The sequence below is a fragment of the Aurantimonas sp. C2-5-R2 genome (genome assembly GCF_036549495.1).
Lineage (GTDB): Bacteria > Pseudomonadota > Alphaproteobacteria > Rhizobiales > Rhizobiaceae > Aurantimonas > Aurantimonas coralicida_A.
The window spans coordinates 14,357-35,924 of the sequence record NZ_JAZHLJ010000041.1 but is presented as its reverse complement, the minus strand read 5'-3'; the positions used below and the strand labels follow the sequence as shown (position 1 = coordinate 35,924).

The window sequence follows — 21,568 nt, the reverse complement described above, 5'->3', positions numbered from 1 at the left end:
GGCAACATCTGCGACCTGTTCGAGCCCGAAGAATGTTGGAACTACCTCAAGGCCGCTGGCTATGTTGCAGATTAATCGCCTGACGCTCTAGTTCGGCTCCCCTGCCGCCTTGGGCCGCGGATTCTCCCGAAGCCCCACCGTCGGGTTGGCCGCCGTGCTGCTCGCCGCGTCGTTGACGGTCTCGACCGCCTCGTCTTGCCGCCGGGCTGCCGTCGCAGGCGTCTCCACCGCCGGTTTCCGCCAATATTCCGGCCAAGGCGCCAGGCGATGGCGATTCCATTCAGCCGGTGGGTCCGCGATAGCGCGATCGACGATCGGTCGACCGGACAGAGCGTCGCGCCGTATCGCCAGCGAGCCGGTCCGCCGGAGGGTCCGAAGTGTGACCAGGATGGCGCCCGAGCGGCAGGCGGACAGGCGGATCGCACGGGCGACGATCGCGACGTCACCGCTATCGCAGGCGACGCCGGTCTTCTCGTAATCGTCCGTCCAGACAACCTTCAACCCATCGCGGGTCTCGAAGCGGCAAAGCGCTTCGTCACAGTCGGCCGAAATGCGCCGGCGTGGTTCCCGGTCGGCCGACGGCCTCCCACGCGCCTCGAACGCTCGCTCCCATTGCGCGGCGATGAAATCGTTCGGGCGTTCGCGCAGAAAGGCAAGTTGCCCGTCCTCAGCGACCAGCGCCACCTCCTTGCCGTCCTCGAATATGAGCAGCTCAGGCGGCGCGACGCGATCCGGTGCCGCCGCCAGTCCGGCAAGCACCAGCGGAATTGCCACGTAGCGTAGGCGGCTCGCCAAGCATGAGGCCGCCAGGATGGCCGCCGTCAGGAGAACGAGGCCCGTGGCCGTGGTCAGGCCGATTGCCTGATCCGGCAGGCGCTCATAGACGAACCGCGCGATCTGAAGGACGAGGCCGATGCCGTACCCCATCGCCTGGAACGCCCAGGCATCGAGACCGAAGGGCATCACCAGTGAGCCGATCAACGCCAGCGGCATGATCCACAGCGTGAACAGCGGCATGGTCAAGACGTTGGCGACGAGGCCGAACGTTGCCAGGCGATGAAAATGGTACGCTGAATAGGGCGCGGTCGCCGTTCCGGCGATGAGCGAGGTCATCGCGATTGCAGCAAACGCCAACAGGATGCGATGCACCCAACCACGGCTTCCGGGCGGCACCGACGATCGCGCCCGGCGCCGCGAAAGGGCCGCATAACCGCCGATCAGCGCGACCGTCGCGGCAAAGCTCATCTGGAAGCTGGCAGTCATCACCGCGTGCGGCGTCAGCGCAATCACGACGATGGCTGCGATCGAAACGTTGCGCAGCGTCAGGGCCGGGCGATCGAGCAGGACCGCCGTCAGCATGATGGCAAGCATGATAAAGGCGCGCTGCGTCGCGATATTGGCGCCCGACAGAGCGAGATAGAAGGCAGCGACGACAAGCGCGGCGACGGCGGCAATCTTCTTGATCGGGAACCGCAAGGCGATCGCCGGCACCAGTGCGAACACCGTGCGGACGAGGAGCATGGCGAATCCCGCGACGATCGCCATGTGCAGACCGGAAATCGACAACACATGGGCGAGCCCGGTTCCGCGCAGCCACTCCTCCGCCTCGTCCGGAATGCCGGTCCGTTCGCCCGTGACGAGCGCGGCGGCAATGCCGCCCTCGGCTCCGCCGATGATCTGGCTGATGCGTTCGGTCATGGCCAGACGCGTCGCCGAAAGCCGGTGTCGGAGCCACGCGCCGAGACCTTTTCGCGCCGCGCTGCCGAAGATGTCGGATGCGGGCGGTTCCGGCGCTCCCAGGGAGAAGCCGTAGGCGCCGATGCCGCTGAAGAACGGCGCAAAGGCGAAATCGTGCGAGCCCGGAAAAGCAGGACCCGACGGCGGCCGCAGTCGGACGAGACCGCGGAAGTCGCCGCCCGGTGGAATCAGGGCGTGGCGGCTGCCGACGACGACTCGCACCCGTTCCGGCGGGCGCGAAAGGACCGGTCGGTCGGTCGAGGCGATATCGATCACGTATCGATATCGGCCGTTGTCGGTGCGCTCACGCGATACCACGGTGCCGGCGATCCGCACCGTCGCCTCGCCCGAGAACAGCGTCGTGTCCGTGCGTTCGATCTCGGTCATCGCCAAGACGGCGCCGGCAAGGACGAAGCCGGCGCAAACCAGCGATGGGCGAAGCACCGGCCGCCCCGGAACGAGGAAGGCCAGCGCCAGCAACACGGTGGAAGCGATGGCGGCGACCGCCAGGCCAGGGCGCCATCCGATGCCGTAAACGACCGCCACCCCGACCATCAGGCCGATCGCAATCAGATGGAAGCCGGAGCGGTGGCGGGTCTCGGCCTCCAATTGGGCGGTCAGCCAGCCGGCGGTGATCGCTCCCCATTCGGGGCGCGGCGGCGGCCGGAACCCGCGCCAGGCTCTAGAGCCGCCGGCTCGGGCACGCTGTCCCTTTTGCTCGTTCGCGCTGTCGTTGCGATCGGCGGCTGTGTCCATCGGCTCCGGGTCCCGTCGCCTTGTCTCTCCTCTCGCCTATGCTACACAGCCGGCACGCGAAAGCGATCGGCCACGATCGCGCAATTCGCCCTGACTTTTCGATCGGAGACTCCATGACGGATACCGTCGTGACCCGCTTTGCCCCCTCACCGACCGGCTTCCTGCATATCGGTGGCGCGAGGACGGCGCTGTTCAACTGGCTTTATGCCCGCGCGACCGGCGGCAAGATGCTGCTGCGTATCGAGGACACCGACCGCGAACGCTCGACCGAGCCAGCAGTTCAGGCGATCATCGAAGGTCTCGCCTGGATGGGACTGTCGGCGGACGAGCCCCCGGTCTCCCAGTTCGCGCGCGCGCAGCGCCATCGTGAGGTGGTCGAGGAATTGCTGTCCAGGGGCGCGGCCTATCGCTGTTACGCCAGCCAGGCCGAGCTCACGGAGATGCGCGAGAAGGCCCGGGCCGAGAAGCGTCCGCCGCGCTATGATGGGCGCTGGCGCGACCGTGACCCTTCCGAGGCGCCCGCCGACGTCAAGCCGGTGATCCGGCTGCGCGCTCCGCTGGAGGGCGAAACGGTGGTCCATGATCGCGTCCAGGGAGACGTGCGGTTTCCCAACAAGGATCTCGACGATTTCGTGCTGCTGCGCTCGGACGGAAACCCGACCTACATGCTGGCCGTCGTCGTCGACGATTACGACATGGGCGTTACTCACGTCATTCGCGGCGACGATCACCTGACCAATGCCGGGCGCCAGACGCTGATCTACAAAGCCATGGGCTGGGATGTGCCGGTGATGGCGCATATCCCGCTCATCCACGGGCCGGACGGGGCCAAGCTGTCGAAGCGGCATGGCGCGCTCGGCATCGAGGCCTACCGGGCCATGGGCTATCTGCCGGTGGCGCTCAGAAACTATCTGGTGCGGCTCGGCTGGAGCCATGGCGACGACGAGATCATCTCGACCGAGGACATGATCGCCTGGTTCGGCATCGACGACATCAACAAAGGGGCGGCGCGCTTCGATTTCGCCAAGCTGGAGGCGATCAATGGCCACTGGATCCGCCAGAGCGACGATGCCGTCTTGGTCGAGACGCTGATGGGCGAGCGCGATGTCTTGCCGAATGGAGCGATTCTCAAGGCGCGGACGGACGATGAGGTGCGCGCCAAACTGACCGCCGCGATGCCGGGCCTGAAGGGCCGGGCCAAGACGTTGGTCGAACTGGCCGAGAGCACGAGCTATCTGTACGCGGATCGCCCGCTCGATCTGGAGGAGAAGGCCGAGGCGATTCTCGCCGATGGCGGTCGTCCCATCATCGCGGCGTTGCTGCCGCAATTTGCGGCGGTATCGACCTGGTCGGCCGGCGAGCTTGAAACGCTTGTCCGCGCTTATGCCGAGGCAAACGGCTTGAAACTCGGGAAAGCCGCGCAGCCGCTGCGTGCCGCGCTGACGGGACGCACGACCTCGCCGGGCGTCTTCGATGTTCTGGAGGTGCTCGGCCGGGACGAGTCGCTGGCGCGGCTGGGCGATCAGGCTGGCTGAGCCAGTCCCCATCGTCCGGACTTCGCAACGCAATATGGATTTGGCGCCGGAACTTGTCGCTCCGGTGGCTTTGGAGTAGGCAATCATCTGAGTAAAACGTGTGCGCTGCGATAGGTCTCAACCGCCGTGGCAACCATTGAAGGGAAAACGCATGGCAGAACAGTCGGCGAAGCTCACATTGGGCACAAAGGAGGCGGGGCTGGACCTGCACAGTGGCACTATCGGCCCGGACGTCGTGGATATCACGACGCTCTACAAGCAGACCGGTCTGTTCACCTACGATCCGGGTTTTTCGTCGACGGCGTCCTGTGAATCCAAAATCACCTACATCGATGGCGACGAGGGCGTGCTGCTGCATCGCGGCTACCCGATCGACCAGCTCGCCGAGAGGGGCGATTTTCTGGAGACCTGCTATCTTCTGCTGTATGGCGAACTGCCGACGGCGCGTGAGAAGGAGGATTTCGAATACCGCGTGACGCGGCATACGATGGTCCACGAGCAGATGAGCCGCTTTTACACCGGCTTTCGCCGCGACGCTCATCCGATGGCCGTCATGGTCGGCTCGGTCGGCGCCATGTCGGCTTTCTACCACGACTCCACGGATATCGCCGATCCGCACCAGCGGATGGTGGCGAGCCTGCGAATGATCGCCAAGATGCCCACGATCGCGGCGATGGCCTACAAATACCATATCGGCCAGCCGTTCGTTTATCCGCGCAACGACCTCGCCTACGCCGAAAACTTCCTGCACATGTGCTTCGCGGTTCCCTGCGAGACGTATCAGATCAATCCTGTGCTCGCGAAGGCGATGGACCGGATTTTCATCCTCCATGCGGACCATGAGCAGAACGCATCGACCTCGACCGTGCGGCTCGCCGGTTCGTCGGGCGCCAATCCCTTCGCCTGCATCGCGGCCGGCGTGGCGTGCCTTTGGGGGCCTGCCCATGGCGGTGCCAACGAGGCGGCGCTGAACATGCTGATGGAGATCGGCACCAAGGACCGCATCCCCGAGTTCATCGCCCGCGCCAAGGACAAGGACGATCCGTTCCGCCTGATGGGCTTCGGTCACCGGGTCTACAAGAACTACGATCCGCGCGCCAAGATCATGCAGAAGACCTGTCACGAGGTTCTCGACGAACTCGGCATCAAGGACGACCCGCTGCTCGAGGTCGCGATGGAACTCGAGCGGATCGCGCTCACCGACGAGTATTTCATCGAGAAGAAGCTCTATCCGAATGTCGACTTCTATTCCGGCATCACGCTGAAGGCGCTCGGCTTCCCGACGACGATGTTCACGGTGCTTTTCGCCGTGGCCCGGACCGTCGGCTGGATCGCCCAGTGGAAAGAGATGATCGAGGATCCGCATCAGCGCATCGGCCGTCCGCGGCAGCTCTACACCGGCGCCACGATGCGCGACTATGTGGCGGTCGACCAGCGCAGCTGATACCGGCATTCCCATCGCAAACGATAACGGGCGCCTCGGCGCCCGTTTCTATTCCGGCTTGGTCGGACGGCCTTGCCGCAGGAGATCAAGCACGATGTCGGCAGCGGCCTCCCCAGGCGGACGATCGATGGCCATCGCGTCGCGTATCTCGGCGAAGCCGGCGAGTTGCGCCCGCCGTTCAGGCGTATCGGTCAACAGGCGCTGAAGACGGCGCGCCAGCATCTCCGGGCGCACGAATTCGTGGAAGTGCTCGGGAACCAGCGGATGACCCGCGATGAAATTCGGCAGCGCGGCGGTCCAGGCTGAAATCAGATGGCGGAACCGATAACCGATCGGGTCGAGGCGGTAGGCCAAAGCCATCGGGACATCCGCCAGCGCCAATTCCAGCGAAACGGTCCCGGATGCTGCGATCGCGGCATCGGCCTTGGCGAAGGCCGCCCATTTTTCCGCCTCGCCAGTTACGATCACCGGTTTGTTTTCCCAATTGGCGATCTTTGCCTCGATGATTGGCCGGTGGCGCTCCAGCGTCGGGATGATTGCGGTCAGTCCCGGCATCCTCGTGAGCAATTGCTGGAAGGTCGCGCCGAAATCGTCGATCAACCGGTTGATCTCGCCCCGGCGCGAGCCGGGAAGGATCAGAAGCGTCGGCGGGCTGCTCGGTGCCCGATCGGCGGCAGGCCGGTTCACTTCCTCGATCATTTGTCGCAGCGCGGGCGTCGTCATCAACGGATGACCGACATAGCTCGCGGGCGGCCCACCCAGCCGGCGCAGCGTCTCGGGTTCGAACGGCAAGGCACAGATCGCATGGTCGACATAGGGGCGCATGGCGGCGGCTCGCCCTTCCCGCCAAGCCCACACCGTCGGTGGGATATAATTGACGATCGGCATTTGCGGCAGCCGCGCCCTCACCCGCCTGGCGACGCGATGTGAAAAGGTCGGGCTGTCGATGATCACCAATGCATCCGGCTTGGCGTCGACGATGAAATCCGCCGTCTGCGATACCCGGCGCAGCAGCTGCGGCAGTCGCGCGACGATCGCCCCGATGCCGATGATCGACAGCTCATGGATGTCGAACAGGCTCGTCAGCCCCTCCGCCTGCATCGCCTCGCCGCCGAGACCGACGACGTGCAACTCGCCGTCCGTCTGGCTGCGGAGCGCGCGAATCAGATCAGCGCCGATCCGGTCTCCCGAGGGTTCTCCGACGACGAATCCGATGGTCGTCAATTGCGCTCTCCCGATGGGATGATCTCCGGCACGGCCTCGTCCGCCAGGCCGACCAGCGCGATGTCATGACGATCGGCCGCCGCGATCACGTCGTCGAGGCCCAGAATCAGGCTGCGCCCGGCGGTAACCCCAATGGCGGAAATTCCGGCCGTGGCAGCCTCCTCGATCGTCGCCACACCGATGCTGGGTAGATCGAAACGCTGATCCTGCTGCGGCTTGACGCTCTTGACCAGAGCACAGAGCTCGCGCTTTCCGATTTTACCGCCGGCTTTCAACTCCGCCACCCGCGCCAACATCGCCCGGGTTCCCTCGATTCCCTCCAGGGCAATCACCCGATTGTCCGACGCGACAACCGCCTGGCCGATGTCCAGTTTCCCAAGCTGACGGGCAGCCTGCACGGCGAGCGAAAGGGCCGCAACCTCTTCGCTTCGTGGCGCCCTATGGCCCAGCGGCCCCGACGGCGCCAACAGGCGTGGCGCGATTTCCTGAACGGCCAGAATTTCAAAGCCTTCGCGCTCGAGATAGCGGGTGAGAGTCCGCAACAGCCTGTCGTCGCCGCCGCGCACGATCCGCAGCGCCGCGGGAAGCCGCAGCAAGGTCCGGACGCTTGGCAGCAGCGAGCGAAAATCCGGTCGCTTGGACACGGTTCCGCAATAGACCAGACGACGAACGCCGCTCGTTGTCATACAGGCGATCGCGTCGCCCGTGCGGCCCCATGCAAATGCACCGCCGTCAAATCCGCTCCAGTCGTCGCCGATGCCGTCACCGATCCGCACGACGACTGGCCGCCAGCCCGCGGCGCGAGCAGCCTCGGCGACGATCCGGGGCAGCGAGCCGCCGCCGGCGACGATCCCCAGAGCCTCGCCGGGGTGATCCGGGCTCACGGCCTATGCCGACTGCGTGTTACGGGGGAAACAAAGGGCCCGGTCGCCGCCGGCGCGGATAAAACCAAGCAAATCCTGCACGAGCGGATCGTCCGGAAACTCGGCCTGTACCTCGTCCATGTTCTCCTTGAACGTCAGATCGAAGGAAAACAGCATGCGATAGGCCCGCCGCACATTGCGGATCGCCTCCCGATTGAAGCCAGCGCGCTTCATGCCGATGACATTGAGGCTGGACAGATAGGCGCGATTGCCCAGCACCATTCCGAACGGAATGACGTCACCCTCGACCGCCGCTAGGCCGCCGACATAGGCATGATGGCCGATTCTGGTGAACTGGTGAATTCCCGAGCCGCCGGCGATCGTGGCGAATTCGCCGATCGTGCAATGGCCCGCCAGCATCACATTGTTGATCAAGGTGACATTGCGGCCGAGCACGCAGTCGTGCGCCACATGCGCACCGGTGAAGAAGGCGCAATCGTCGCCGATCGTCGTTTCCGAGCGTCCCTGCACCGTCCCGGCGTTCATCGTCACATGCTCGCGCACGAGACAATTGCGACCGATCACCAGACGGGTGTCTTCGCCCCGGTACTTCAGATGTTGAGGGGCATGGCCGAGCGAGGCGAACGGCCAGATCTGCGCCCCCTCGCCGATGGCCGTATTGCCCCAAAGGACCACATGCGAGCGCAGACGGCTGTTCGCGCCGAGCCTGACCTGTGGGCCGATGTGGCAAAATGGCCCGATCTCACAGCCATCGCCGATCTCGGCGCCGTCTTCGATGACGGCAGTCGGATGAATCATCGTGGAACTCATGATTCAGGACGCGTCGCGCGGCACCAGCATCGCGCTGACCCTCGCCTCCGCGACCTTGGCGCCATCCACCTTGGCGATGCAGTCGAACTTCCAGATGTTGGCCCGCTTCTTCGTCTGGGTAACGTGATATTCGAGCCGATCGCCAGGAACCACGGGTTTGCGGAACTTGGCGTTGTCGATGGTCATGAAATAGACGAGCTGCGGTGTGCCGGTGCCGGCTGCGCGGGTACAAATCGCGCCCGCGGTCTGCGCCATGCCTTCGATGATGAGGACGCCGGGCATCACCGGCATCGACGGGAAATGCCCGAGAAAATGCGGCTCGTTCGCGGTCACGTTCTTGATGCCGACGGCCCGCATGTCACCCTCGATATCGATGATGCGGTCCACCATCAGAAAGGGGTAGCGGTGCGGCAGGAGTTCAAGGATTTGCTGGATGTCGGCGCTGCCTAGCACCGTCGACTCGTCACTCATCGTTTTTCCTTGGCGAACGCCGTTTCTTGGCAAGTTCGGATAGAAGCGTCATTTCGCGAAACCATTCGCGGACGGGTTTGGCCGGCGTCCCGCCCCAGCGGGCGCCCGCAGGGACGTCGCCGGCAACCGACGATACCGCCGCGATCTGGGCGCCATCACCGATCGTCAAATGGCCGTTGATCGCGGTTTGACCACCAATCATGACGCCATCTCCGATCGTCGTGCTGCCGGATATTGCGACCTGCGCGACAATCGCACAATGACGCCCGATCGTGACGTTGTGGCCGATTTGGACCTGATTGTCGATTTTCGTCCCCTCGCCGATGACCGTGTCACGGATCGCTCCACGATCGACCGCGGTATTGGCTCCGATCTCGACGTCATCCTGGATAATCACTCGGCCGATCTGGACCGATTTCCGCAAGCCCGCCGGTCCAGCCGCGTAGCCAAACCCATCCTGGCCGACACGAACGCCCGGGTGGAGTATCACCCGATTACCCAGCAAAGCGTGAGTCACACAGACGCCGGGACCGATCCGACTGGAGCGGCCGATCCGGCAGCCGGCACCGATAATCGCTCCCGCTCCCACCAGCGTATCGCGCCCAATGGCAACGTGCGGTCCAATCACCGCGAAGGCCTCGACCGTCACGCCATCCTCGATCCGCGCAGTCGGATGGATATCCGCGCGCGGCGAAAGTCCACTTTGGCCGCTGGCTGCCGTCGGCGCGACGGCGAGCGGAAACAGAGCCTGCCCCGCCGCAGCGAAGGCGCTCTGGACATCCTTGGCGATCAGCGCGCCAACCTGAGGAGGAATCAGCCGGAGATTTTTTTGGTCGACGACCACGCAAGCAGCGGCGGTTGTCGCCAGGTCATCCGCATAGCGCACGTTGTCGAAGAAGGAGAGGTCGTCGGAGCCGGCCTCGGTCAGCGGAGCAATGCCACTGACGGTGCGCTCGGGATCCACGCCGTTGGCCAGCGTGGCCCCTGCCATCTCGGCAAGCTCGCCCAAAGCGAGGCCATTGCCACGCGGAAAGAAAATTGAATCAGGCATCGACAACGGCATTGAGGTCGACATCGCCGACCTCAATTCCCTTCCGATTAAAAGCGGGACGAGAACCCGAAGGAGAACTCCTGCAGTTCGTCGAAGTCTTCCTTGACGAACGGATGGGCATAGTTGACCCGAAGCGGGCCAAACGGCGACGCCCAGATCAGTCCAACACCCGCGGAGGCCCTCAGCGCCGCGTCTGTTCCAATGACGCCCGGAGCGCCCTCGAACTCAGACCCCCAGAGCGATCCCGCGTCCGCAAAGACCGCGCCACGGAACCCGTAGTCGCGAGAAATCAACGGTAATGGGAAGGTCGCTTCGGCGGACGCGTTCGCGTAGTTCGTGCCGCCGATCGACACGCCGTTCTGGCGGGGGCCGATGCCCTTGTAGTCGAAGCCGCGGACGACGTCCTGACCCTTGAAGAAGTTGTCGAAGACCCGCAGGTCGTCACCGCCGAGGGTGGAGACGTTTCCGCCCGCCGAGCTCAACTGGCCGATGACGTCGTACTCTTCGTTGAGAAGCTTGAAATAGGTCGCCTTGCCGGTAGTCTTGATGAAATTCGCATCGCCGCCGATGCCTGCGAATTCCTGCCCGCCCTGGATGAAGAAACCCTCACGCGGGTCGCCGGCATTATCGAGGGTGTTGTAGGTCAGCGAATAGGAAATCGACGACGTGAGATAGGGGCTGTCGCAGATCGCCTGATTGATGATCGGCGACTTGGTGTAGTTCGGGGCCGTGGATGGCGTCGTCGTGCCGAAGTTGAACTGATTGCCGACCGGATTGGGAACGGCGCAGGTGCTGCGCGTGGTGACATATCCGGCCGTGCCCGGAGAGACGCCGGCCGCGTCAGGGATCGAGAAGCCGTTGTTGTCGCCGAATTCTTCCTGCTTCAAGTTGTAGGCGATCTGCGCCGTCAGGTTCTCGGTGATCGGTGCCGCCAGGCGCACGTCGCCGCCGGTCCGAACCGAATCATAGTCACCCGAGGTGCTCTCACTACGATAGACATCGAATCCCGCCGCCAGGCGTCGACCCAGGAAATACGGCTCGGTGAAGGACAGGCTGTAGTTCCGCGTGTCCTTTCCGAACCCGGCGGATACCTTGATGAACTGGCCGCGACCGAGGAAGTTTCGCTCGGTGACGCCGACTTCCGCAACCGGCCCCGCATTCTCGCCGCCGGTCGTGTAGCCACCGCCGAGCGAGAGCTCGCCCGTGGCCTTTTCCACCACATCGACGATGACGATCACCCGATCCGGCTCCGCGCCGGGGGCCGTCGAGATCGAAACCTTCTCGAAGAACTTCAAATCCTCCAGCCGCTGCTTGGCGCGCTGAATCAGGACCTGGTTGAAGGCATCGCCTTCGGAAACGTCGAACTCGCGCCGGATCACGTAGTCGCGGGTCTTGGTGTTACCGCGAATTTCGAGCCGCTCAACATAGGCGCGCGGACCTTGGTCAATCACGTAATTGATCGCGATGGTTCGATTGGTGAAATCACGGTCGCCGCGCGGTGTGACCTGGGCGAAGGCAAAGCCGGCGTTGGCCATGCTGTTCGTCAGATTGACCAGCGACTCCTCGACATCCTTGGCGCTGTAGACCTCGCCCGGACGGGTTTCCAGTTCGCTGTAGAGCGCCTCGGAATCGATTCCCGGGATGGTGCTGTCGATCGCCACATTGCCGAAGGCGTAACGCTCCCCTTCGTCCACGGTGATCGTGATGAAGTAGGAATTCTGGGTTTCGTCGAGCTCGGCCACCGACGAGATGACACGGAAGTCGGCGTAGCCCCGATTGAAATAGAAGCGCCGCAGCGTCTCCTCGTCGGTGCGCAGACGATCCTCATCATAAATGTCGTCGCGCTGGATGAAGCTGAGCAGCCCGGATTCGCGCAGGGCGATGGTCTGCTTCAAGCGGCTGTCGCTGAAGGCGTTGTTGCCGACGATGCTGATCGAGGCGATCTTCGTGCGGTCGCCTTCCTGGATATTATAGATAACGTTGACGCGGTTCTCGCCGACCTGCTGCGTGGTGACGCTGACCACCGCATCGCTGCGACCGATGCTAGTGTAAGCCCCGCTGATCGCCTCGACGTCCGCCTGCGCCGTGGCGGACGAATAGGCTCCGCGCGGCTGGGTCTGAACCGCAGCCATAAGCTGCTCGTCCTTAATCTTGGAATTGCCCTGGAAAAGAACCTGATTGACGATCTGATTCTCGTCGACTTGGACGACGAGCGTGCCACCCGATTGGCTGACGCGAACGTCGGAGAACAATCCTGTCGCAAAGAGGCGACGAAGGACCTCGTCCTGTTCGGCCTCGCTGACGTTCTGGCCGGGCCGGATCTGCGTGAAGCTGCGAACCGTGTCCGCCTCGACCCGACTGTTCCCCCTCACCTCGATGCGGTTGACCACAGCCGCCTCGACGGCCGTGGTGACGGCAAGCTGAGCACCCAAGGTCGTCGCGGCGAGAACGGTCGAGGACAGGACGACCGCCGAAGCGGCGCGTAAGATTTTCGTTCCAGCCATCATGGGTTCAACCACCTTCTTGTCATTGTGTCGAAGCGCCAAGGGAACAGCACGCGTCAACGCCTTGTACCGGCTTTCGGAATTCATTCAAGCAACCTGGACCGAGTCCATTGAGGAATTGGAAACCCGTTGCAACGCAGCCACGGACACCGCCGCGATAGTTGATGTTTTGCAACCCCAGGCCCCCGTCCCGACTCGCCATTCTCAGACCAAGCCGGAAATATCGTTCCAAAATGCAAATACCATAAGCAGCATTACCAGTGCGAGCCCGATTCGGAACCCGATTTCCTGCACCCGCTCGCTCAACGGCCTGCCGCGAACGGCCTCATAGGCGTAAAAGAGTAGATGGCCACCGTCCAGCATCGGAATCGGCAGCAGATTCAGCAGGCCGATGGACACCGACAGCAGTGCCGCCAGGTTGAGCAAAGCGCCGAACCCGATCGTCGCCACCTGGCTCGAGACCTGGGCGATACGAATCGGACCGCCAATCTGGTCTGTGCTCTGGCGGCCGGTGATCACCTGACCGATGAAATCGACGGTGCGCTCGGTCACGTACCACGTCTGGGAGACGCCATAGCCAAGCGATTCCAACAAGGACAATTGCTCTAGCCGGAACGACGAGCCGTCATTCGTCGCGACCAGCCCGATCACCGGAACGGTGAAGCTATTGCCGAATCCGTCGGTCTGGGTCTCGCTCTTCGGCGTGACGGTCAGCTCGACTGTCCTGCCTTCGCGCTCGACGGCCATCAGAATCGGCGTATCGGGACGCGCCGACACATAGCGTTGCAGATCGGAGAAATAGCGTATCGGCTCTCCGTCGGCCGAAACGACGCGATCGCCGGGCTGAAACCCGGCTTCCGCGGCGGGCGATTCGGCACGAACGTCGGCCACGACCGGATCGCCGACGACGCGACCATTGACGAAGGCCACGCCGGCGAAAATAACGATGGCGAGAATGAAATTGGCAATCGGACCGGCGGCGACCGTTGCCGCCCGGCGGCTGACGCTCTTGGCCGGAAAGGCCCCGGCTCGCTCGGCCTCGTCCATGCTCGCCAGTGCCTCGTGGTCCGGCACGGAGGCGGCGTTCTCATCACCCAAAAACTTCACATATCCGCCAAGCGGAACCGCCGAGAGCTTCCAGCGGGTTCCGTGGCGGTCATTGAAGCCGATGAGCTCCGGCCCAAACCCGATCGAAAAGGCCAGTGCTTTGATTCCGCACCAGCGCCCGACCAGATAGTGGCCGAGTTCATGGAAGAAGACGATGATCGTGAGGACAAACAGAAACGGGACGACATAGACGAGTCCTCCGCTCCACAGACCGGCCAAACCTCCGGCGAATTCCATCAGGGCATCCTCTTGATTGATCCATGCGGGCGGGCAGCCGCCCACCGCAATGCAACTGTCATAAGCCCCGTATGATCGCGTCGCAATGATGGCCGCGTACGAGATTTCAGCCTCGCGCATCCTTCAGGACCCGATACGAGCCCGTATCGCCCTCAAGAACACGCGGCGATGCCGTAGCCTGTCATCTGTCAGAGCGCGAAGATCCCGTGGGCCGGATTGCCGAAGCCTGCGATCAGAAGGCCGACCAGCCAAGCCGCGCCGATGGCTACGATCAACGCGTCGATTCGATCCATCAGCCCCCCGTGGCCAGGAATGAGCCGGCCGGAATCCTTGACGCCGAAACGCCGCTTGATCCACGATTCGTAAAGGTCTCCCGCTTGGCCAAGCGCCGATAGAACGGCGGCAAGGACCAGGATGAACGGGCTCAACGCGCTACCGATCGACAGAGCGAACAGCGCCCCGAAAAGGCTGCCGGCCACAAGTCCACCGCCCGCACCCGACATTGTCTTCTTGGGTGAGACCATCGGCAAGAGCTTCGGCCCACCAATCGATCGGCCGGTAAAATAGGCGAAGATGTCGGTGGACCACACGACCGCGATGACAAAGCCAAGGGCGGCGAGCCCGGCACTGTCGTCACCGCGCAACATGCCCGGCGCGAGTGCCGCCAAGGCGGAATACAGCAAACCACCGAGAACCCAGTCGGCCTTGCGCTCGTTCCGATCGATAAAGGCGATAAACGCAGCCGCCAGAATCACGACTACCAGTGCCAGGAGATAGAACCGGAAAACGAAGGCGAACAGCGCCACGACCAGCGCGCGCCGCGCGAAGCTGAAGATCGGACCGACGCGCTGAGCCCTTGTCATTCGCGACCACTCGTCGAACACGATGAGCCCGGTCGCGAAACACAAAAGCCGAAATGGCCACCCACCGATGATCGTCAGAGCGAGGACGAGGAGACCGAGGACGACGGCCGAAATCAGCCGCGACCGCAGGTCGGTCCAGCTTCCGGCGCCGAAAAATTGCCGAATCCCTAGCCCCATCAGCTCAGGAAGCGATTTCGCGGGACAGGCCACCGTAGCGACGATCGCGGCTGAAATACTCCTCGATCGCACCCTCGAAGGCTTTGCGGTCGAAATCGGGCCACAGGCAGGGCAGGAACACGAACTCCGAATAGGCGGCCTGCCAGAGCAGGAAATTCGACAATCTGATCTCGCCGCTGGTGCGAATGATCAGATCGGGGTCCGGGATGCCCGCGGTATCGAGATGCGCGTCAAGGTAATCGGGCGTGAGCGCTTCCAGTGGCACCTCTCCCGCCGCGAACTTCTCGGCGATCCGCCGCATCGCGCGCGCCACTTCGTCCCGCGCCCCGTAATTGAAAGCGACAACCAGCGTCTGGCGCTGGTTGTCGCGGGTCAAGCTCTCGGCCTCATCGAGCAGTGCGCGGATGTCGTCCGTCAAATTGTCCCGCGCGCCGATGACGCGCACGCGGACTCCTTCCTTGTGGAGATCCGCAAGGTCGCGGCGGATGAAATGCTTCAACAATCCCATCAACTCGGCGACTTCATCCTGTGGGCGGCGCCAGTTTTCGGACGAGAAGGCGAACAGGGTCAGATACTGGATGCCGAGTTCGCCAGCCGCGCGCACCGCCTCGCGCACCGCCTCGACGCCGCGGCGATGGCCCATGCTGCGCGGCAAGCCGCGCGAATGTGCCCAGCGGCCGTTGCCGTCCATGATAATGGCGACGTGTTGGAGATGCCGCACCGTGATCCCGCCTTTCCCTGTTGGGTTCGCCGCGCGCCCGTCGTTCGGCGCGTTATCGCTTGAGCTTAGACCAGCATGATCTCGGCTTCCTTACCGGAAAGCACCTTGTCGATATCGGAAATGATGTCGTCGGTCATTTTCTGAACCCGGTCCGACATCTGCCGGCTTTCGTCCTGGCCGATATCGCCATCCTTTTCCATCTTCTTCAACACCTCCATGCCGTCCCGACGTACATGGCGGGCCGCAACCTTGGCGCTTTCGGCATATTGATGGGCGACCTTGACCAACTCCTTGCGCCGCTGCTCGTTGAGTTCCGGCAACGGAATACGGAGCGTCGTGCCGTCGGTGACGGGGTTGAGACCGAGATTGCTCTCACGGATCGCCCGCTCGACCTTGCCGACCATCTGCTTGTCCCACACCGATACACTGATCATGCGTGGTTCGGGGACGGAAATGTTGGCCACCTGATTGATCGGCATCTGCGAACCGTAAGCCTCGACGCTGATCGGATCGAGCAGGCTCGGCGAAGCGCGACCCGTCCGAAGGCCGCCGAGATCGCTCTTCAAGCTGGCGACGGCGCCGTCCATGCGGCGCTGCAGTTCGTTGAAATCCATGTCGGCCATCTTGCTTTCCTCTTTCTCGGCTATGCGGGCGTAAAAGAAACTCAGTCCGTGACGATCGTCGCGCGGCCGCCGCCCAACAGAATCCTGGCGAATTCGCCTTTCTCGTGGATGGAGAAGACGACGATCGGAATATGATTTTCGCGCGCCAGAGCAACCGCGGCGACGTCCATGACAGCCAGACCTTTTTGCAGGACGGCGTCATGGGTCAGCCGGTCGTAGCGTACGGCGTCGGGGTCGTGCTTGGGGTCGGCGGAGTAGATACCATCGACTTGCGTAGCCTTGAACAAAGCGTTCGCGCCCATTTCCGCGGCACGCAGGGCGCCAGCGGAATCGGTGGTGAAGAACGGATTGCCGGTGCCGCCGGCGAAGATGACCACGTGGCCCGCGGCCTGATGCGCCAGCGCGGTTCGCTGGGAGAAACTTTCGCAAATCTCGGGCATGGCGATGGCGGACAGGACGATCGTCTCGACACCCATCTTGATGAGCGAGGTCCTGAGCGCCAGGGCGTTGATGACGGTACCCAGCATGCCCATGTGATCGCCCGTCACCCGGTCGCCGCCCTTCGAGGCCACCGCAACGCCACGGAAGATGTTACCGCCGCCGATGACGATGGAAATCTCGACGCCTAAGGCGCGCGCTTCGGCGACGTCGGCGGCGATGCGATCGGCCACTGCGACATCGATGCCAAAGCCTTGGGAACCCATCAGCGCTTCACCGGAGACCTTGAGAAGAACTCGCTGATACCGGACTTCGGTTGTCATCGATCACCTTGCTTGCGTCCGCGGAGAACCTGAAGGCGCAGCGATGAAGACGCGCCGGGCCTCGCCGGAACGAGTATGGGAGACGCCTCGCCGCCGAATGGCAAGGCTCATGGAATTCTTGGCGGCCCCATGAGGCGGGTGCGCCAATTCGAGGATGCGATACAATAAGGGCGCCCGCTTGTGAAGCGGCCGCCCGCCAGACTGCTGAGATACCCCTGGCACTGGCCGGGGGTTTTTGATGCACTTGGCTGTATTGAAGAAACTGGTCCGCGAGCAATCAGCGATCGAGATGGTGACGCTTTCGCCGGTCTCGAAGGAGCGGCAGCTACATGGTACGTCTCCAGCCGGTGCCTCCGCGCGGCCGCCGCCCAGAACATCAAGAAGATCGCGATGGCGCTCACCGCAACGCCGCCCCCCGCATGAGCTGAGCCGACACGCCCAACCGGCGCCGTCTTGCCGGCCCGATCGGACAAACTTCGCAACCCAAACAAAAACCCCGCCGAAATCGGCGGGGTCTGTCAGCACTCTGGCGGGCCTCCATAAGGCCCCCTTTTTCACCAATCCAGAGGGTCGAAAGGAACAATCCTACCGAAGATCCACAGTGCCGATAATCGTCGCCGCGGGGGCCTGCTCGGGGAGTTCCGCGGTGGCGTAGCTGGCGGTCAGAATTCCGAAAGCAGCGGTCGCGCCCAGGAGCGTGAGCAGGGTTCTGCGCATGGAAGGCCGTCCCGACGAGTTGTTCATGGTGATTGCATCATTCATCGAACTAGTTTCTTCCGCGTAAATTTTGCTACATTCGCGTGGGTTGCCCACAGTCTTGGAAACAAAAGTCTCCAAGCCGCGATTGGTTGCCTCGGTTTCGACGAATTTTCTTCCGCATAGCGGCCGGCCCCCCTATCGCACGGGTTTGCGGGGCTTTCGATGGCAATTGCGCCACAGTTCCAAAATTCGGCCATCGCATGGTTAATGACTGCGACCGGAATTACCCATCTCCGAAACCGGGTTTCACGTGGCGAGGCCAAGTTGCTTTAGGCTCCGAACCATGGCGGCGATGGCCTCACCCGGTGGGCGGAAATCGATTCCGAGCGTTTGTTCGGCGGCCTTCGTCGCGAGAGTTTTCCGGCGCCCGAGTTCGGGCACGGCCGCGCGGGCTTGTGCGGCGAAGACGGCGATCGTGCGCACCAGAAAATCCGGCAGCACCAGCTTGGGCATCCGGCTGCCGGCGGACGGGTCGGCGAGCGCGATCGCCTGACCGATCTCCATCATCGACAATGAGCCGCCGCACAGAATGAACCGTCGTCCCGCCGCATCGGGTACGGTCATGGCCTGGAGATGAGCGCGGGCGACGTCGCGAACATCGACGATGCCGAAGGTGATGTCCGGCACGGCCGGGAGCCGCCCCATGAGCATCGTCCGAATCAGGTCCGCCGAGGTGCCCGTCTCCCGATCGAGCAGCGGACCGAGTACGAAGGCGGGGTTGACGACGGCGAGTTCCGGGCCGCCCGCCTCGACGGCCTTCCAGGCCGCCCTTTCGGCTTCCGTCTTCGAGACCGCATAATCGGAAATGTCCGAACTTTCGACATTGGACCAGTCCGCTTCCGAATAGTGCGCCCCTCGCTTTGCGCCGTGGCCGTAATAGATCGCTGCCACCGAGGAGGTCAGAACAATTCGCTCGACGCCCGCCCTGGAAGCGGCCTCGACGACACGGAGCGTCCCGCCCCTGGCGATTGGCACCAACGCATATCTATCCTTGGATTGCCTCGCGGGAAACGGCGAGGCCGTATGCACGACGAAGCGGCATCCGGCCACAGCGGCATCCCAGCCGTTATCTTGGGTCAGATCCGCCTCGACGAATTCCAGCCGGTCGACAGCCCTTCCGGCCTTTTCCAGCGTGTCCCGGACGAACGCGGCCTTGCCAGCGGAGCGCACGGTCCCCCTCTCACCCGATAGCCCGCCGCCAGCAACTCCAGGGCGACCTGCTTGGCAATGAAACCGGAAATGCCGGTGAGAAGCACGAGATCGGACATGCGTTTTCCGCCTTGGAGCCGTGAAAAAACTTGCGAAAAATTATGGTTTCAGATTACAACTAAACGCAGTGACATGCGGATCTTCGAGAAATCGGGAAAATTGTCGCCGCGAAAAAGAAGGAACTGCAACAAATTCGACCTAATAGTATGCCTCACTGACTTAGGAGTGTACCCTCTCATGACCGCGGATCCGAGCTGGACCTTGCATGGGCTACAGATCGAAATTCTGGACGCCATGGCTGCGGCCGGGGAGTTCGAAGCAGTCCTTACTCTCCTCTGCCGTCGGGTTGAGGCGCTCACACCCGACATTGCGTGCTCGATCATAGCCGTAAACGAGAAACAACGCCTGCGTTCGAATGCGGGTCCCTCGCTTCCGACACAATATCGGGACCTCCTTGCTCGTCTACCCGACGACTGGTTAGACCGAACCGAATTCGTCACCGGCGGCAATCCGGCACGCGATCCCGAGGAAACGACGAACGTCAGGCCGCGGCCCCCATCCGAGCTGGCGTTGCCCAGCGGCTGGGCGGCATCATGGTCAAGCGCTGTCAAAGCGCCCACGGGCCAACTTGTCGCTCTTTTCACAATGTACTTTCACACCGAGCGCAGCCCATCCCGACAGGAGCGGATGGTCGCCGAAACCTGCGTTCGTCTCTTGAGGATCGGAATCGATCGGTGGCACCTGCAGCAGAGAAATCAACAGCTGAGACGTTACGATCAACTGACGAACCTGCAGAACCGCCGCCGCTTCAATGCCGTCATCGAGAGCAAGGTGGCCGATGAGTCCAGATCTTTCGCCCTGCTCCTCGTCGAGATCGAACACCTCAAGACGATCAATCACACAATGGGGCATGTCGTCGGCGACCAAGTCCTTCGAGAGGTTGCAGCCCGATTGGAGCGGGTGGCGTCGATCTCGGCCTCGACCTTCCGGATTGGCGGCGATGAGTTTGCAGTCCTCGCCGACGACATTGCCGATCACGCCGAGTTGCGCGATTTCGCTTCGCGCATTTTGGACGCCATGCACGACCCGTTTCAATGCCGCGGCAACACGATTGCACCTCAGGTGACCATTGGCGGAGTCGTCCGAGAAATGGATGGGGACAGCCCCGATCTCCTACATCAGAACGCCGATTTCGCCCTCTTGCATGCCAAGGAAACCCACCGTGGCGGTTACGTGGCGTTTGAACCGGGGCTACGAACCTCGGTCATGCGACGAACTGAAACCATTCGCGAGATCGCCCTCGCCCTTACCGAGCACCGGATCGTGACTTACTATCAGCCCATCGTGCGGCTGGACACCGAGCAGATCGTCGGTCTCGAGGCCTTGGCGCGGCTGCGAACCAAGGATGGCCGCATCGCGTCTGCCGGCGAATTCGCGGACGCGTTCACCGATCCCCACGTCGCCGACCGACTGACCAACCAAATGCTGTCTCAGGTCGCGGCCGATATCCGGACGTGGCTCGACGACGGCATCCCCTTCCAGCATGTCGGCGTGAACCTCGCGATGTCCGATTTTCGGCACAGAAACCTCGATCAAACCATCTGCGCCGCCTTCGATGCCCAACAGGTTTCGTTGCAGCATCTGGTCTTGGAAGTTACCGAAACGGTTTTCATGGACGGCCCTAACCACGATGTCGCGAGAGCGGTGACACGTCTTAGAGACAAGGGGATGCTTGTCGCCCTCGACGACTTCGGCACCGGTTTCGCCTCGCTGACCCACCTTCTCAGTTTCCCGGTGGACGTCATCAAGATCGACAAGAGTTTCATCGACCGCCTCCTGACCGACGCCCCCAGCCGTGTCATCGTCGAAGCTCTGATCGATATCTCCGCTAAGCTGGGCATGAGGACAGTCGCCGAGGGAATCGAGTGTGCTGCTCAGGCGAAACGGCTCTCGGAGCTCGGATGCCGCCTCGGCCAAGGGTTCCATTTCGCTCGGCCTGCCGACCGCTGCACGCACGACGGCTCTCTTGCAGCAGAGGGCACAACGTGACCACCAGGGTCAATCGCCGGCGTGATATGACAACGGCCGACCACCCCGCCAAGGCGATTTGCCGTCGGGACTCGCGTCACAGGACTATACGTTGCTGCTTGAAGAACCTAATCGCAAGTCGCGAAATGCGGCCGACGCCACGCACGAAAAAGGGGCCACGCGGGCCCCTTCGTCATTCTGTCATGGCGTCGATCCGAGGATCAGGCGGCGTCTTCCTGCTCGCCTTCGGCCTCGATCCGCTCACGATCGATCGCGCCGCGAGCCTCGGGATCGCGATCGACGAACTCGATAACCGCCAGCGGAGCGTTGTCGCCGCGGCGGAAACCGGCCTTGAGAACGCGGGTATAGCCGCCGTTGCGATCAGCATAGCGGGTCGCCAGCGTATCGAACAGCTTGGCGATGACGGAGCCGTCGCGGACCTTCGACAGCGCCTGGCGACGGGCATGAAGATCGCCGCGCTTGCCCAGCGTAATCATCTTCTCGATGATCGGGCGCAGTTCCTTTGCCTTCGGCAGGGTTGTGACGATCTGCTCGTGCATGATCAGCGACGCCGACATGTTGGCGAACATCGCTTTACGGTGACTGGCGGTACGGTTGAGTTTCCGGCCGCGCTTGGCGTGACGCATGGGGTTTTCCTCAGAGAAAT

General features: G+C 63.0%; 18 protein-coding genes. 3 read left to right on the top strand and 15 right to left on the bottom strand.

Features of this window, described 5'->3' with window-relative positions; all coding sequences use genetic code 11:
- Window positions 1-87: 87 nt before the first annotated feature.
- A complete protein-coding gene (locus tag VQ044_RS16240; protein ID WP_327648150.1) occupies window positions 88-2,493 on the bottom strand; it encodes a ComEC/Rec2 family competence protein in 2,406 nt (801 codons plus the stop codon).
- Between the two features lie 113 nt (window positions 2,494-2,606).
- Between VQ044_RS16240 and gltX the strand changes: the two genes are divergently transcribed.
- Both gltX and gltA read left to right on the top strand, forming a co-directional pair.
- On the top strand, window positions 2,607-4,028 hold the full coding sequence (gltX, locus tag VQ044_RS16235) for a glutamate--tRNA ligase (RefSeq protein ID WP_327625584.1): 1,422 nt from the start codon (window positions 2,607-2,609) through the stop codon (window positions 4,026-4,028).
- 151 nt (window positions 4,029-4,179) lie between these two features.
- The gene (gene gltA / locus VQ044_RS16230; protein ID WP_327625585.1) at window positions 4,180-5,472 is read left to right on the top strand and encodes a citrate synthase; all 1,293 of its coding nucleotides are present in this window, start codon (window positions 4,180-4,182) and stop codon (window positions 5,470-5,472) included.
- A 48-nt stretch (window positions 5,473-5,520) separates the two neighbouring features.
- Here the strand turns inward: gltA and lpxB are convergent, their stop codons facing one another.
- The 13 genes from lpxB to VQ044_RS16165 all read right to left on the bottom strand — a co-directional run bounded on the left by lpxB (window position 5,521) and on the right by VQ044_RS16165 (window position 18,834).
- Window positions 5,521-6,696 (bottom strand): lipid-A-disaccharide synthase, encoded by a 1,176-nt coding sequence (gene lpxB / locus VQ044_RS16225; protein ID WP_327625586.1) that lies wholly within the window; start codon window positions 6,694-6,696, stop codon window positions 5,521-5,523.
- Window positions 6,693-7,580, bottom strand: a complete 888-nt coding sequence (locus VQ044_RS16220; protein WP_327625587.1) for an LpxI family protein — start codon at window positions 7,578-7,580, stop codon at window positions 6,693-6,695. Before VQ044_RS16220 ends, lpxB begins: the two co-directional genes overlap by 4 nt.
- Before the next feature lie 3 nt (window positions 7,581-7,583).
- A complete protein-coding gene (gene lpxA, locus VQ044_RS16215) occupies window positions 7,584-8,390 on the bottom strand; it encodes an acyl-ACP--UDP-N-acetylglucosamine O-acyltransferase (RefSeq protein WP_327625588.1) in 807 nt (268 codons plus the stop codon).
- A 3-nt stretch (window positions 8,391-8,393) separates the two neighbouring features.
- On the bottom strand, window positions 8,394-8,861 hold the full coding sequence (gene fabZ / locus VQ044_RS16210) for a 3-hydroxyacyl-ACP dehydratase FabZ (RefSeq protein WP_327648148.1): 468 nt from the start codon (window positions 8,859-8,861) through the stop codon (window positions 8,394-8,396).
- Window positions 8,854-9,852, bottom strand: coding sequence for a UDP-3-O-(3-hydroxymyristoyl)glucosamine N-acyltransferase (lpxD, locus tag VQ044_RS16205; RefSeq protein ID WP_327648154.1), 999 nt, complete (start codon window positions 9,850-9,852; stop codon window positions 8,854-8,856). The genes fabZ and lpxD overlap by 8 nt, the downstream gene beginning before the upstream one ends.
- Before the next feature lie 107 nt (window positions 9,853-9,959).
- Window positions 9,960-12,419, bottom strand: a complete 2,460-nt coding sequence (gene bamA, locus VQ044_RS16200) for an outer membrane protein assembly factor BamA (protein WP_327648153.1) — start codon at window positions 12,417-12,419, stop codon at window positions 9,960-9,962.
- A gap of 201 nt (window positions 12,420-12,620) precedes the next feature.
- The gene (gene rseP / locus VQ044_RS16195; RefSeq protein WP_327648146.1) at window positions 12,621-13,760 is read right to left on the bottom strand and encodes an RIP metalloprotease RseP; all 1,140 of its coding nucleotides are present in this window, start codon (window positions 13,758-13,760) and stop codon (window positions 12,621-12,623) included.
- A 188-nt stretch (window positions 13,761-13,948) separates the two neighbouring features.
- The gene (locus VQ044_RS16190; RefSeq protein WP_327625594.1) at window positions 13,949-14,800 is read right to left on the bottom strand and encodes a phosphatidate cytidylyltransferase; all 852 of its coding nucleotides are present in this window, start codon (window positions 14,798-14,800) and stop codon (window positions 13,949-13,951) included.
- Window positions 14,801-14,804: 4 nt separating this feature from the next.
- The gene (locus VQ044_RS16185; protein WP_442873119.1) at window positions 14,805-15,491 is read right to left on the bottom strand and encodes an isoprenyl transferase; all 687 of its coding nucleotides are present in this window, start codon (window positions 15,489-15,491) and stop codon (window positions 14,805-14,807) included.
- 95 nt (window positions 15,492-15,586) lie between these two features.
- The gene (frr, locus tag VQ044_RS16180; RefSeq protein WP_327625596.1) at window positions 15,587-16,144 is read right to left on the bottom strand and encodes a ribosome recycling factor; all 558 of its coding nucleotides are present in this window, start codon (window positions 16,142-16,144) and stop codon (window positions 15,587-15,589) included.
- 41 nt (window positions 16,145-16,185) lie between these two features.
- Window positions 16,186-16,905 carry a UMP kinase gene (pyrH, locus tag VQ044_RS16175; protein WP_327648145.1) on the bottom strand — a complete coding sequence of 240 codons (720 nt, stop codon included), beginning with the start codon at window positions 16,903-16,905 and terminating at the stop codon, window positions 16,186-16,188.
- 585 nt (window positions 16,906-17,490) lie between these two features.
- On the bottom strand, window positions 17,491-17,622 hold the full coding sequence (locus VQ044_RS16170) for a hypothetical protein (RefSeq protein WP_327648144.1): 132 nt from the start codon (window positions 17,620-17,622) through the stop codon (window positions 17,491-17,493).
- A 288-nt stretch (window positions 17,623-17,910) separates the two neighbouring features.
- On the bottom strand, window positions 17,911-18,834 hold the full coding sequence (locus VQ044_RS16165; protein WP_327648142.1) for an NAD-dependent epimerase/dehydratase family protein: 924 nt from the start codon (window positions 18,832-18,834) through the stop codon (window positions 17,911-17,913).
- Window positions 18,835-19,110: 276 nt separating this feature from the next.
- On the opposite strand from VQ044_RS16165, the gene VQ044_RS16160 reads away from it, so the two are divergent.
- Complete coding sequence (locus tag VQ044_RS16160) at window positions 19,111-20,922, top strand: putative bifunctional diguanylate cyclase/phosphodiesterase (RefSeq protein ID WP_327648141.1); 1,812 nt, start codon at window positions 19,111-19,113, stop codon at window positions 20,920-20,922.
- 200 nt (window positions 20,923-21,122) lie between these two features.
- On the opposite strand, the gene rplQ is transcribed toward VQ044_RS16160, so the two are convergent.
- Window positions 21,123-21,548: a 50S ribosomal protein L17 gene (gene rplQ / locus VQ044_RS16155; protein WP_327625601.1), complete on the bottom strand. Its 426-nt coding sequence runs from the start codon at window positions 21,546-21,548 to the stop codon at window positions 21,123-21,125.
- Window positions 21,549-21,568: the final 20 nt, after the last annotated feature.